15 protein-coding genes are annotated in these 12,612 nt (G+C 35.6%); 14 read left to right on the top strand and 1 reads right to left on the bottom strand.

Translation table 11 applies throughout. The annotated features are described in order from the left end of the window. Positions 1-37: 37 nt before the first annotated feature. From ACW0JX_RS21000 to ACW0JX_RS20985, 4 genes are all read left to right on the top strand, one after another. A complete protein-coding gene (locus tag ACW0JX_RS21000; protein ID WP_001190142.1) occupies positions 38-787 on the top strand; it encodes a 16S rRNA (uracil(1498)-N(3))-methyltransferase in 750 nt (249 codons plus the stop codon). Between the two features lie 6 nt (positions 788-793). Next, positions 794-2,146: a tRNA (N(6)-L-threonylcarbamoyladenosine(37)-C(2))-methylthiotransferase MtaB gene (mtaB, locus tag ACW0JX_RS20995; protein WP_000108679.1), complete on the top strand. Its 1,353-nt coding sequence runs from the start codon at positions 794-796 to the stop codon at positions 2,144-2,146. A 321-nt stretch (positions 2,147-2,467) separates the two neighbouring features. Further along, positions 2,468-2,641: a 30S ribosomal protein S21 gene (gene rpsU / locus ACW0JX_RS20990; RefSeq protein ID WP_000048061.1), complete on the top strand. Its 174-nt coding sequence runs from the start codon at positions 2,468-2,470 to the stop codon at positions 2,639-2,641. A gap of 15 nt (positions 2,642-2,656) precedes the next feature. Further along, the gene (locus ACW0JX_RS20985) at positions 2,657-3,100 is read left to right on the top strand and encodes a GatB/YqeY domain-containing protein (protein WP_000054582.1); all 444 of its coding nucleotides are present in this window, start codon (positions 2,657-2,659) and stop codon (positions 3,098-3,100) included. A gap of 135 nt (positions 3,101-3,235) precedes the next feature. On the opposite strand, the gene ACW0JX_RS20980 is transcribed toward ACW0JX_RS20985, so the two are convergent. Next, positions 3,236-3,862 carry a DUF4253 domain-containing protein gene (locus tag ACW0JX_RS20980; protein ID WP_098976250.1) on the bottom strand — a complete coding sequence of 209 codons (627 nt, stop codon included), beginning with the start codon at positions 3,860-3,862 and terminating at the stop codon, positions 3,236-3,238. A gap of 426 nt (positions 3,863-4,288) precedes the next feature. On the opposite strand from ACW0JX_RS20980, the gene yqfC reads away from it, so the two are divergent. From yqfC to recO, 10 genes are all read left to right on the top strand, one after another. Beyond that, a complete protein-coding gene (gene yqfC / locus ACW0JX_RS20975) occupies positions 4,289-4,582 on the top strand; it encodes a sporulation protein YqfC (protein ID WP_000732269.1) in 294 nt (97 codons plus the stop codon). Positions 4,583-4,743: 161 nt separating this feature from the next. Continuing rightward, complete coding sequence (gene yqfD / locus ACW0JX_RS20970) at positions 4,744-5,943, top strand: sporulation protein YqfD (protein WP_000792498.1); 1,200 nt, start codon at positions 4,744-4,746, stop codon at positions 5,941-5,943. A 3-nt stretch (positions 5,944-5,946) separates the two neighbouring features. Beyond that, the gene (locus ACW0JX_RS20965; RefSeq protein ID WP_000840520.1) at positions 5,947-6,906 is read left to right on the top strand and encodes a PhoH family protein; all 960 of its coding nucleotides are present in this window, start codon (positions 5,947-5,949) and stop codon (positions 6,904-6,906) included. A gap of 194 nt (positions 6,907-7,100) precedes the next feature. Continuing rightward, a complete protein-coding gene (locus tag ACW0JX_RS20960) occupies positions 7,101-9,245 on the top strand; it encodes an HD family phosphohydrolase (protein ID WP_000091513.1) in 2,145 nt (714 codons plus the stop codon). Further along, positions 9,242-9,712, top strand: a complete 471-nt coding sequence (gene ybeY / locus ACW0JX_RS20955; protein WP_000054684.1) for an rRNA maturation RNase YbeY — start codon at positions 9,242-9,244, stop codon at positions 9,710-9,712. Before ACW0JX_RS20960 ends, ybeY begins: the two co-directional genes overlap by 4 nt. Further along, positions 9,709-10,062 (top strand): diacylglycerol kinase family protein, encoded by a 354-nt coding sequence (locus tag ACW0JX_RS20950; RefSeq protein WP_000715464.1) that lies wholly within the window; start codon positions 9,709-9,711, stop codon positions 10,060-10,062. The genes ybeY and ACW0JX_RS20950 overlap by 4 nt, the downstream gene beginning before the upstream one ends. Before the next feature lie 99 nt (positions 10,063-10,161). Continuing rightward, positions 10,162-10,560 (top strand): cytidine deaminase, encoded by a 399-nt coding sequence (locus ACW0JX_RS20945; RefSeq protein WP_088022801.1) that lies wholly within the window; start codon positions 10,162-10,164, stop codon positions 10,558-10,560. Then, positions 10,553-11,458, top strand: coding sequence for a GTPase Era (era, locus tag ACW0JX_RS20940; protein ID WP_001080230.1), 906 nt, complete (start codon positions 10,553-10,555; stop codon positions 11,456-11,458). Before ACW0JX_RS20945 ends, era begins: the two co-directional genes overlap by 8 nt. A gap of 176 nt (positions 11,459-11,634) precedes the next feature. Further along, the gene (locus ACW0JX_RS20935; protein WP_000883924.1) at positions 11,635-11,778 is read left to right on the top strand and encodes a YqzL family protein; all 144 of its coding nucleotides are present in this window, start codon (positions 11,635-11,637) and stop codon (positions 11,776-11,778) included. Between the two features lie 33 nt (positions 11,779-11,811). Further along, positions 11,812-12,558, top strand: coding sequence for a DNA repair protein RecO (recO, locus tag ACW0JX_RS20930; protein ID WP_000487009.1), 747 nt, complete (start codon positions 11,812-11,814; stop codon positions 12,556-12,558). Positions 12,559-12,612: the final 54 nt, after the last annotated feature.

Here is a 12,612-nt window from a genome sequence, read left to right as displayed (position 1 = left end):
ACTTACGAAAGGAACGAAACTCTACTAAGGTGATTATATGCAACGTTATTTTGTAGAAGAAAAACATGTAAGTGAAGCAAAAATTCGCATTGTAGGTGATGATGTACATCACATTGCGAGAGTAATGCGTATGACAGCTGGCGATCAAATTTATTGCTGTGTAAACGGAAAAACAGCAGTATGTTCAATTGATGAAATTACCAGTGAATTTATTAATACGGCTATTGTAGAATGGGTAGAGGCGTCAAGTGAACTTCCTGTTTTCGTGACGATTGCAAGTGGACTGCCAAAAGGAGACAAGCTAGAGTTGATTTTTCAAAAAGGAACTGAGCTTGGGGCAGCTGCATTCTTACCATTTCAAGCATCTCGCTCTATCGTAAAATGGGATGCGAAAAAAGCTGATAAAAAAGTTGAGCGTTTAAGAAAAATTGTGAAAGAAGCTGCGGAACAATCACATAGAAGTGAAATTCCGGAAGTACATGCTCCGGCATCATTTAAGCAACTGCTTACAATGAGTGGTGAGTATGATGTTTGTCTTGTTGCTTACGAAGAGGAAGCGAAACAAGGCGAGAAATCTAATTTTGCGAAAGCTTTAACGACAATGAAACCAGGTCAAAAGCTATTGATTGTATTTGGCCCAGAAGGCGGTTTAGCTGAGGAAGAGATTACAGCGCTTCGTGAACATAAATTTGTACCATGTAGTTTAGGACCAAGAATTTTAAGAACAGAAACGGCGCCGTTATACGCGTTAAGTGCTGCTTCGTATCATTTTGAATTGATGGGGTGATGATCAATGTCAACTGTTGCGTTCCATACGTTAGGTTGTAAAGTAAACCACTATGAAACAGAAGCCATTTGGCAATTGTTTAAACAAGGTGGTTATGAAAGAACAGAATATGAAAAGAAAGCTGATGTATATGTTATTAACACATGTACAGTAACGAATACTGGGGACAAAAAAAGCCGTCAAGTAATCAGACGTGCTGTGCGTCAAAATCCAGATGCAGTTATTTGCGTAACGGGATGTTATGCACAAACATCTCCAGCTGAAATTATGGCGATTCCAGGTGTAGATATTGTAGTTGGTACACAGGATCGTGAAAAGATGTTAGGTTACATCGAAGAATTCCGTAAAGAGCGTCAACCAATTAATGCTGTCCGCAATATTATGAAAACACGTGTGTACGAAGAACTTGATGTACCTTATTTCACGGATCGTACACGTGCGTCTTTAAAAATACAAGAGGGTTGCAATAACTTCTGTACATTCTGTATCATTCCTTGGGCGCGTGGTTTAATGCGTTCTCGTGATGGAAAAGAGGTTATTAAACAAGCACAACAATTAGTGGATGCAGGCTATAAAGAAATCGTATTAACGGGTATTCATACAGGTGGATACGGCGAAGATATAAAAGATTATAACTTAGCTGGATTACTTCGCGATATGGAAGCGGAAGTAGGCGGATTAAAACGTCTTCGTATTTCTTCTATTGAAGCGAGTCAAATTTCAGATGAAGTAATTGAAGTGTTAGATAAATCTGAAGTAGTTGTACGTCACTTGCATATTCCGTTGCAATCTGGTTCTAATACTGTATTAAAACGTATGCGTCGTAAATATACGATGGAATTCTTCCAAGAGCGTTTAGATCGTTTGAAAGAAGCGTTACCAGGCCTTGCGATTACATCTGACGTAATCGTTGGTTTCCCGGGTGAAACAGAAGAAGAATTCATGGAAACATACAATTTCATTAAAGAGAACCGCTTTTCTGAGTTACACGTGTTCCCTTATTCAAAACGTACAGGAACACCTGCAGCACGCATGGAAGATCAAGTTCCTGAAGATGTGAAGAACGATCGTGTTCATCGTTTAATTGAGCTATCTAATCAATTAGCGAAAGAATATGCATCAGCGTTTGAAGGTGAAGTGCTTGAAATCATTCCAGAAGAGCAATTTAAAGACGGCGACCGTGAAGGGTTATATGTAGGGTATACAGATAACTACTTGAAAATTGTATTTGAAGGATCAGAAGAATTAATTGGTAAGCTAGTGAAAGTGAAAATTACGAAAGCTGGCTATCCATATAACGAAGCGCAATTTGTTCGTGTTCTTGAAGATGATGTGAAAAAAGAATCAGCAAGTGCATAAAAAAGAGCGTGCAACCGGAAACGGTTTGCATGCTTTCTTTATTTGAAGCGGTTAAGTACTAGAAGGTGGAGAGGCGTTTCGTGCATCCCTGTATGAAAAAAGTTGAAATGATAAAAATATAGTTGTCTTCATGAAAGAAGGATACTAGCTATTTGTATAACTTTTGAAAAGGAAATGCTTCTATTCTTCTTTTATTCTGCCAAATAGTTGACCTGAAGTGATAAAATGTATTATAATCGTAAAAGACATGCTGAAGAAGTGTTTCTTTTTGCATGCTGAAGTTAGTATGTAAGTGTGATGTTTCGGAGGGAGGGAAAGAGAATGTCAAAAACAGTCGTTCGTAAAAACGAGTCTTTGGAGGATGCACTTCGCCGTTTTAAAAGATCGGTTTCTAAAACTGGTACACTTGCTGAAGCAAGAAAGCGCGAGTTTTATGAAAAACCAAGTGTAAAACGTAAGAAGAAATCTGAAGCGGCAAGAAAGCGTAAATTCTAAGAGAGGGTGTAAGTTATGAGTCTTCTCGGTCGTTTAAACGATGATATGAAACAAGCGATGAAGAATAAACAAAAAGAAAAATTAACCGTTATTCGTATGGTTAAGGCTGCTTTACAAAATGAAGGTATTAAACTGCAACATACTCTTACTGAAGAAGAGGAAGTAACAGTTTTAGCTCGTGAAGTAAAACAGTATAAGGACTCCCTCCTTGAATTTAAAAAAGCTGGTCGTGAAGACCTTGTTAATAAACTGCAAAGTGAAATTCAGATTTTAAGCGCATATTTGCCAGAGCAATTAACTGAAGAAGAACTAGTTGATGTAATCAAGCAAGTTATTTCTGAAGTTGGTGCGACTTCTAAAGCAGATATGGGTAAGGTGATGACTGCTGTTATGCCGAAAGTAAAAGGTAAAACAGACGGATCACTTGTGAATAAGTTGGTTATCCAGCTATTAGCATAAAAAAACGTCTCATTTCGTATGAGACGTTTTTTTATTGTTCTTATTAAGGAAAAACGCTATATTGCTTAAAAAGCGTTTCTGTAAGTGATAGAAACGCCTCTGGTATGTAAAAAAAGGTAACGGCCTTAGTTATGATTAATCCCACCATAAAAAAAGCTTTTTCGTTTTCTTAATTTCTTCAACTAACTCCTCAATGCTTTCTGTTCCTTGTTCCACTATATCTGGACAAAATTCATACATTTCTTGCGCGAAAGATTGCATTTCTTCGTCTGTAGGTAACGCGCTAAAAATGGCATCAACCCAGTCATGATCTGCACCGATTATGATAAAAGGATAGCGATCATTCCATTTTCTTAGTTTAAAAATAACATCTATATTGCTAACTTCGTAATTAACGCCATTTGTTTGTTGGATTGTAAGGATATCAAATTGGTCATTTCCTTGTGTAATTGCAATTGTACACTCACTCTTACTTCCTTGACTAAAACTTCTTTCGCAAATAAAAGCTAAGTATCCAAGTTTCTGAACCTCAGATTGAAGTTTTATAACTTGCTGTTCAGCAGAATCCTCAAAGGTAACGAAAGAGACTCCGGCTATTTTAGATTTTGAATCAGTTGCATAAAAGGGCTGGATGCTGCTGTTAGTAACTTGTTTTATAACATTCAAAATTTCTTGACTAAATCCAATTTCCTTTCGTATTTCCTCGCTTATTAATTCATTTTTTTGTTTTTTAATGAATCCTAATATTTTTTTGAAATTCATATAACAACCACCTATAAAATATTCTTACTTACACCGCAAAATTCAGAGTGGAGCAATTTCCTTTTTCGGATTTTATCTCATTTGTCTAATGAATGACAACTACTTATTCTATGGTCAGTATGTCACGTCCAGAACGAATTGTAACAGGTTTTTTCAAGTTTCCAACTTCTTGCTAGGCTCAATTTCTTAATTTAACTTGTACTGATATCCCCTGAGGGCGCATATTCTTGTATTAATACTTCTATTATTATGGGTAACATTCTCTGATCCATCATTGTCCTGATAAATATGATTTCATATAGCGACTGTTTTAATTAACATGAGATGAACTCTTACAGAATATAGTTATGTTAGTGAAGTCGTTATAACACGATAGGCACTTGTGAAGAAATACATATATATGGGATGAGGAGGGGGTCTTTCGAGATGAAGAAATTAGAACAAATGAAAAATTGGTTAACAAAACAAGTAGACCTACCAGTGGATGTATTAATGGATCTGCCTCGGATTACTCTTGTTGGGCAAATACATATTTATATAGAAAATCATCGGGGGCTATTAGTGTTTTCAGATAAAGAAGTGCGATTGCTTTTAAAACATGGTCAATTACTAATTAAAGGACAATCCTTTGTTATTAAAACGATTCTTCCAGAAGAGCTTTTGCTTGAAGGGATAATTGAGCAAGTAACATTTTTAGAAAATGAAAAAAAAGGTGATTGAAGTGAAACTTCCATTTGTGAAGTTTTTCTTCTTTATCCTGTAAAAGTTTCGTTGATAGAGACCGATTACAGTTTTAATTTGTTTCATTTTAGTACGAGCTATTTTAATGCTTCAAATAAAAAGTAGTATATCTACTTTTAGAAAGGCAGTGAAGGTGGTAAATGAAAAATAAATGGTTTATAAAGTGGCTTGGATATGTAAAAGTGCGGATTGAAGGTAGAGGAGCGGAACGGTTTGTTAATGAATGTGTACGGAGGAATTTGTTAGTTTGGGATGTTAAGAAAATAGCTGATGAAACGTTAGTTTTTTGTATGTTGTTACGCGATGTGAAAAAAATAAAACCAATTTATAGAAAAAATGAATGTAAATTATATTTTATTGGACGTTATGGTTTTCCTTTTTGGAATAAGCGTTTAATTAAAAATAGTGGATTTTTAATTGGGTTTTTAATTTTCTTTTTTGGCGTGATTGCAATGTCAAATATGGTTTGGAAAATTGAAATTACAGGAGCAAAACCCGAAACAGAATATATATTGATGAAAGAATTGGATAAAATGGGTATTAAAAAAGGGAAACTACAATTTCAAATGCCGAATGTAGAAGATGTACAACGCCATTTGACAGATAATATTAATGCCATTACTTGGGCGGGACTAGAAGTAAGAGGGACGACGTATCATTTTAAAATTGTTGAAAAAAACGAACCGAAAAAAGAAAAGGAACAAAGGCCGCAAAATTTAGTAGCAAAAAAAGAAGCGATTATTACAAAAACGTTTGTAGAAGTTGGAAAGCCGGTTGTACTGAAGAATGATCATGTAGAAAAAGGGCAGATTCTCGTATCGGGAATATATGGTAATGAGGAAAGTCCGACGATTGTTTCAGCGAAAGGTATTGTGTATGGCGAAACGTGGTATACATCTAAGGTAGATGTTCCGCTAAAGACGCAATTCCAAGTGTATACTGGTAATGTATACAATGAACATTTTCTTAAATTCGGGGATACGAAAATAAAAATATGGGGATTTCAGCATGATAAGTATAAACGCTCTCGTACTGAAAGTGTAAAGCATGATGTGAAATTATTTGGTTTTACACTGCCGATTGCATATGAAAAAGATGTTGTGAGAGAAGAGGAAGAAGCGAATCGAGAATATACAGAAAAGCAAGCGCTGAAAGTAGCGAAGGAGATGGCCGAAAAAGAACTAAAGAAAAAATTGGATGAACATGCTATGATTGTAAGTGATAAGATTTTGAGTAAAGAGGTTGAGGCGGATCAACTAAAAGTCACATTGCATTATACTGTGGTTGAAAATATTGCAGAGCCACAACCAATATCCGAATCCGATATTCAAGGAGACTGAGTAATGGCAGAACAATTAGTAGAAATGAACCAACAATTGGAAAATACTAACGAAGCAATCGCTCTTTTTGGAGTCAATGATGCACATTTAAAAGTAATTGAACGAGAACTGAATGTATCGATTGTAACTAGAGGAGAAACTGTTCATGTATCTGGAGCAGTTGAAACGGTGACACTCGTAGAAAAAATCTTACAGCAATTACTTGTTGTAATTCGTAAAAGTATATCAATTTCAGAGAGAGATGTTGCGTATGCAATTCAGCTGGCGCAACAAGGGAAAATTGCTCAATTTGAAGAGTTATATGAAGAAGAAATTTTCAAGACTGCAAAAGGTAAATCCATTCGTGTAAAAACAATGGGGCAAAGAAGATATATTCATGCGATGAAGAAGAATGATATTGTCTTTGGGATAGGGCCTGCAGGAACTGGAAAAACATATTTAGCTGTAGTAATGGCTGTGAGAGCTTTAAAACAAGGATATGTAAAGAAAATTATTTTAACAAGACCTGCTGTAGAAGCTGGAGAAAATTTAGGTTTTTTACCAGGGGATTTGAAAGAGAAGGTAGATCCATACTTACGTCCATTATATGATGCCTTACATGATATTCTTGGACAAGAATATACGCAGCGTATGATGGAGCGAGGAGTAATTGAAATAGCTCCGCTTGCTTATATGAGGGGGCGTACGCTTGATGATTCATTTGTTATTTTAGATGAGGCTCAAAATACAACGGGTGCTCAAATAAAAATGTTTTTAACAAGATTAGGTTTTAGCTCTAAAATGGTTATTACAGGGGACCCTTCACAAGTAGACTTGCCAAAAGGGGTAAAATCAGGGCTATCTATAGCTGCTAATATTTTATCTGGTGTATCAGGTCTGTCATTTATTACATTAGAACAAACGGACGTTGTGAGACATCCATTGGTGCAACGTATTATTGAGGCATATGATAAAATGGAATGATCCTATTTGTCAGGATCATTTCTTTTTGTATGATAAGGTTGGCGAATGTCATATTTTTTACTATCATGAAAGATAAGGAAAATAAACTATAGGTACTGGTGTGTAAAATGTTGCCTCAAAGTATCGTTGGGTAGAAGAAATGAAAGCTATAAATAGTTTCACTTTATTTCTGGAGAGGAGAAGGTATTGAAATTATGTCAAGATCTCAAGAAATTTCTAAGTGGTTTCGTAATTTACAACATTCGAAAAAACTAAGTTGGATTTCTTACGTTGTGTTAGGAGCAGTGCTGTTTTTTGCGCTTATGAATAATGTAAAACCAGAACAATTAGATGTTAATATGTATTCTATTGCGAAAAAGACAATCCATTCTCCTATAAAAATTGAAGATAAAGTTACAACGGATAAAAAGAAAAAAGAAGCCGCTACAAAAGTTGAAGATCAATATACATATAAAAGTGAGTATAAACAAAACAAAGTTGATATTGTGAATGACGTCTTTGCTAAAGTGGATGAAGTGGTGCAAGAGATTAAAGCTGTTGGACCGGATGATCAAAAAAAGATGACTGATGCTGAGAAAGTGGATAAGTTAAAAAAGAAACTACCCGCTGACTTAACGAAAGAATTATCTGATTCAAACTTACTAAATTTGATTAATGCAGATTCGAGCCAATTGGTATTAGCGAAAGATGCTGCGGTCACAGCGATTAATAGTATCATGACTGAGCATATTAAAATGGACGAATTGAAAGATGCGAAAGAACGATATGTAAGTGAGATGAATAGTGTTAATGTTGATAATGGTTTAAAAGAGTCAATTAAGGCGCTAGGAAGATATGCAATTTCAGCGAACTATTTTTATGACCCGATCTTAACGAAAGAGAAGAGAAAAGCAGAGGAAGATTTAGTTCCACCTGTTTATATTCTTCAAGGACAAGTTCTTGTTAGAGAAGGTGAAACGATTTCAAGTGATGTGTATAATCAGTTGAAATTAGTTGGTTTGTTAGAAAAAGGGAACGGCTTTCAACCTTATGTTGGATTAGCGGTACTCATTGGTGTATTACTATACTTTATGCATAAACAATTTGAATTATTTTTAAAGAGAAAAAGAGAAGATAGACCGTATGTTTTAGCGTATATTACAATTTTGTCTATCACAATCGTCTTAATGAAAATCATTAGTTTGTTTCAAAAACTTGAATACGCAGGGATTGCATATGTTGTCCCAGTTGCGATGGGAACAATACTTGTAAAACTAATGATTGGTGATCGATTTGTCTTTTTAACGAGTATGATTTTTTCTGTATGCGGAAGTATTATGTTTAATGAAGGAGTAACGAGTACATTAAATTATAGTGTAGGGATTTACGTATTGTTAAGTTCATTATCGGTTAGTATTTTCTTGCGAGAAAAAAATCGTCGTACAATGATTTTACAAGCTGGTATACTCGTTTCTGTATTAAATGTAGTCGTATTAGCGGCGCTCTTATTATTACGTAATGGGAATTTTTCGCCTCTTGAAATTGGTACGCAATTATTAATGGCTTCACTTTCAGGGATTATATCATCCGTTTTGGCTATGGGGATTTTACCATATTTAGAAAGTGGACTTGGAATCGTATCAAGTATGAAGCTTATGGAACTATCAAGTCCAAATCATCCGCTTTTACGCAGAATTTTGTTAGAAGCGCCAGGGACATATCATCATAGTGTAATGGTAGCAAATCTTTCTGAGGCTGCTTGTGAAGCAGTTGGGGCAAATGGTGTATTAGCGCGTGTAGGGGCATATTATCATGATGTAGGAAAAACAGTACAACCGCAATTCTTTATTGAAAACCAAATGGGAATTAAAAACCCGCATGATAAATTAGATCCTGTAACGAGTAAAGATATTATAATTGCTCACGTAACGGATGGAGTAAGAATGCTCGAAGAATATCATATTCCACAAGAAATTATTGATATCGCTGGGCAACATCACGGTACAACGTTACTGAAATATTTTTATTATAAAGCTATTAAAGAAGATAAAGAAAAATATACAGAAGAGATGTTCCGTTATCCAGGTTCAAAAGCAACTTCGAAAGAATCGGCAATTGTTGGTATTGCTGATAGTGTAGAAGCTGCGGTACGTTCTATGAATCACCCAACGCCAGAACAAATTAATAATTTGGTGCAAAGTATTATTAAAGATCGACTGCAAGACGGTCAATTTAGTGAATGTGATTTGACGTTTAAGGAACTACAAATCGTTGGAAAAACGTTGTGTGAAACGTTAAATGGTATTTTCCATTCGCGTATTACATATCCGGAACCTCCGGAAGAAAAGGAGAAAGAATGAGTTTGTTAATTGATTTTATTGATGAAACAGAAGAAGTAAAAGAAGAGTATATGAGTTTAATTCGTGAAGTGTTAGAAAAAGCAGCTCAAATGGAAAATATCGAGGATGGTGCGGAGGTATCGGTGACATTTGTAGATAATGAGCGCATTAGAGAAATTAATCGTGATTACCGAGATAAAGATCAACCTACAGATGTAATATCCTTTGCCATGGAAGAGATGGGAGAAGGAGAAATGGAGATTGTTGGTGCAGAGATGCCGCGCATGTTAGGGGATCTTATTATCTCTATTCCAAGGGCGAAAGAGCAAGCTGAAGAGTACGGACATTCTTTCGATCGTGAACTTGGATTTTTGGCGTTACATGGCTTTTTACATTTACTTGGTTATGATCACATGACAGAAGAAGATGAAAAAGAAATGTTCGGAAGACAAAAAGAAATTTTAGAAGCTTTTGGATTAGGACGATGAAAAAAGGAAAACTTATAGATAGTTTTGGATATGCTATAGCTGGTATATTCTTTTGTTTTCGTCATGAACGAAATATGAAAATCCATTATTTAGCCGCAGTCATTGTTATATGCTGCGGCTTTTATTTCCATATTACGAAAATAGAGTGGATGATATTACTTATTGTAATAGGGAGTGTAATGAGTTTAGAGATGGTAAATACGGCTGTGGAAAAAACGGTAGATTTAGCGACTGCCGATATTCATCCGTTTGCAAAAATTGCAAAGGATGTTGCGGCAGGAGCGGTTTTATTGTTTGCAATTATAGCTGTTATAATTGGTGCTATTATCTTTTTACCGTATATGGTATAGTTGCATTCCGAAGCTTTTATTAAGCTTTGGAAGTGCTGTAAGGGCCTTTAATGAGAGAGTGTATCTCTTCATAGCTGTGAACAGGAAGGATGCGGGAATATGAATAGTAAACAATTAATTCTAGAAGCAATCGAAGCGCGTAAACAAGCGTACGTACCATATTCTAAATTTCAAGTAGGTGCAGCATTATTAACGCGCGGTGGAAAAGTATATCGTGGATGTAATGTTGAGAATGCATCATATGGCTTATGTAATTGTGCTGAAAGAACAGCTTTATTTAAGGCGATTTCTGAAGGAGATAAAGAATTTGTAGCCATTGCGGTTGTAGCAGATACAAAGCGCCCAGTACCTCCTTGTGGAGCATGTCGACAAGTTATGGTAGAATTATGTAAACAGGATACGAAAGTATACTTATCAAACTTACATGGTGACGTTCAAGAGACGACAGTCGGAGAATTGTTACCAGGAGCATTTTTAGCGGAGGATTTACATGAATAGAAAAGGTTATAAATCAGGTTTTGTCTCTATTATTGGCAGACCGAATGTTGGAAAATCTACATTTTTAAACCGTATTATCGGCCAGAAAATTGCTATTATGAGTGATAAGCCACAAACGACTCGTAATAAAATTCAAGGTGTATATACAGAAAATGATGCACAAGTTATTTTCATTGATACACCAGGAATACATAAACCTAAACATAAATTAGGCGACTTTATGGTAAAGATGGCGCAAACGACATTAAAAGAAGTTGATATTGTTCTGTTTATGGTTAATGCAGTTGAAGGATTTGGTCGTGGTGAGGAATTCATCATTGAGAAATTAAAAGAAACGAAACAACCAGTATTTTTAGTCATTAATAAAATTGACCAACTTCATCCAGAGCAATTACTAGAGTTAATTGATCAATATCGTAAACTACATGAGTTTGCAGAGATTGTACCAATTTCTGCGTTAGACGGTAATAATGTGGACGCTTTAATTGGAACAATTAAAAAGTATTTACCAGAAGGACCACAATACTATCCAGAGAATCAAGTAACGGATCATCCGGAGAGATTTATTATTGCAGAGCTTATTCGTGAGAAAGTACTACATTTAACACGTGAAGAAGTGCCGCATTCTGTGGCTGTTGTTATCGATGCGATTCAAAAGCGTGAGGGCGGGGCAGTTTATATAAATGCAACGATTGTTGTTGAACGTGCATCACAAAAAGGAATCATCATCGGAAAACAAGGGAAAATGTTAAAAGAAGTTGGTAAGCGAGCTCGTTTTGATATTGAAGCGCTACTTGGTTCTAAAGTATTTTTAGAAGTATGGGTAAAAGTGCAAAAAGATTGGCGTAATAAAATGTCTCAGCTTCGTGACCTAGGTTTCCGCGAGGATGAGTACTAAAATAGAGTAAAGTTGTAATCAGTGGATGGTTGGTTCATCCACTGATTATTGGTTTTTATGAACTTTGATAAATTAGGAAAAATTTTTCTCACATGAAAATGGACAAAATGGGTCAATTTAATAACAACAAAGGAAATTGGTTTATAGGCTACGCTTATTGAGAAAGGTGGATTCTTATGCTAGATTTTACCTGGAAGTTTTTCTCCAAAACAGGAAGCATTGAAACGTACTTGCTTTTGAAAGAAATGGAAAAAGACGTAAACGATGAGATGGATCAACATGAAGAGGAGCTAGCGCATCTAGACTCTCCAATTTCTTGACCCGTTTTGTTCAAACCTTGGATGGTGACGAACATGTTTCAAAAAGTTGAGGGCATCGTTATCCGTACGACAGATTACGGAGAAACGAACAAGATTGTTACAATATTCTCAAGAGAACTTGGTAAGGTAAGTGCAATGGCAAGAGGGGCAAAAAAACCGAAAAGCCGATTAGCATCTGTGTCGCAATTAATGACACATGGCCATTTTCTTATTCAAATGGGATCTGGGCTTGGAACATTGCAACAAGGCGAGATTATTTCAACTATGAAAGAAATTCGCGAGGATATATTTTTAACTGCTTATGCATCATTTATTGTTGAGTTAACTGATAAAGCAACAGAAGATAAAAAACATAATCCGTATTTATTTGAAATGTTATATCAAACGTTGCATTATATGTGTGAGGGTGTTGATCCAGAAGTGTTATCATTAATTTATCAAACGAAAATGCTTCCGGTATTAGGGATGCGCCCGTACTTTGATACATGTGCGATTTGTCATCAAGAAACAGACTTTGTCGCCTTCTCCGTAAGGGAAGGCGGTTTTCTGTGCTCACGCCATGCAGAGCAAGACCCATATCGTATACCGGTAGGAGAAGCTGTTCATAAATTATTACGTCTTTTCTTCCATTTCGATTTACATAGGCTCGGAAATGTATCGGTAAAGGATAGCACAAAAAAACAAATGCGTTTAGTATTGAATACATATTATGATGAATATTGCGGAATTTATTTGAAATCAAGACGTTTTTTAGAACAACTTGATAAGTTTCAAATATAATTTTGGGCCGTATACGGTCCTTTTTACATACTTTCTTTTTCGAATAGCATATTT

This window comes from Bacillus sp. C-3-6 (assembly GCF_054509685.1).
Note: the sequence above shows the minus strand (reverse complement) of the source record. Positions and strands in the feature narration are given on the sequence as shown.

Coding starts and splice junctions, on each gene's coding strand:
- yqfC (WP_000732269.1), top strand. CDS start 4,289: ATGAAGAAATTAGAACAAATGAAAAATTGGTTAACAAAACAAGTAGAC.
- rpsU (WP_000048061.1), top strand. CDS start 2,468: ATGTCAAAAACAGTCGTTCGTAAAAACGAGTCTTTGGAGGATGCACTT.
- ACW0JX_RS20985 (WP_000054582.1), top strand. CDS start 2,657: ATGAGTCTTCTCGGTCGTTTAAACGATGATATGAAACAAGCGATGAAG.
- ACW0JX_RS20945 (WP_088022801.1), top strand. CDS start 10,162: ATGAATAGTAAACAATTAATTCTAGAAGCAATCGAAGCGCGTAAACAA.
- ACW0JX_RS20980 (WP_098976250.1), bottom strand. CDS start 3,862: ATGAATTTCAAAAAAATATTAGGATTCATTAAAAAACAAAAAAATGAA.
- mtaB (WP_000108679.1), top strand. CDS start 794: ATGTCAACTGTTGCGTTCCATACGTTAGGTTGTAAAGTAAACCACTAT.
- yqfD (WP_000792498.1), top strand. CDS start 4,744: ATGAAAAATAAATGGTTTATAAAGTGGCTTGGATATGTAAAAGTGCGG.
- ACW0JX_RS21000 (WP_001190142.1), top strand. CDS start 38: ATGCAACGTTATTTTGTAGAAGAAAAACATGTAAGTGAAGCAAAAATT.
- ACW0JX_RS20960 (WP_000091513.1), top strand. CDS start 7,101: ATGTCAAGATCTCAAGAAATTTCTAAGTGGTTTCGTAATTTACAACAT.
- ybeY (WP_000054684.1), top strand. CDS start 9,242: ATGAGTTTGTTAATTGATTTTATTGATGAAACAGAAGAAGTAAAAGAA.
- era (WP_001080230.1), top strand. CDS start 10,553: ATGAATAGAAAAGGTTATAAATCAGGTTTTGTCTCTATTATTGGCAGA.
- ACW0JX_RS20965 (WP_000840520.1), top strand. CDS start 5,947: ATGGCAGAACAATTAGTAGAAATGAACCAACAATTGGAAAATACTAAC.
- recO (WP_000487009.1), top strand. CDS start 11,812: ATGTTTCAAAAAGTTGAGGGCATCGTTATCCGTACGACAGATTACGGA.
- ACW0JX_RS20935 (WP_000883924.1), top strand. CDS start 11,635: ATGCTAGATTTTACCTGGAAGTTTTTCTCCAAAACAGGAAGCATTGAA.
- ACW0JX_RS20950 (WP_000715464.1), top strand. CDS start 9,709: ATGAAAAAAGGAAAACTTATAGATAGTTTTGGATATGCTATAGCTGGT.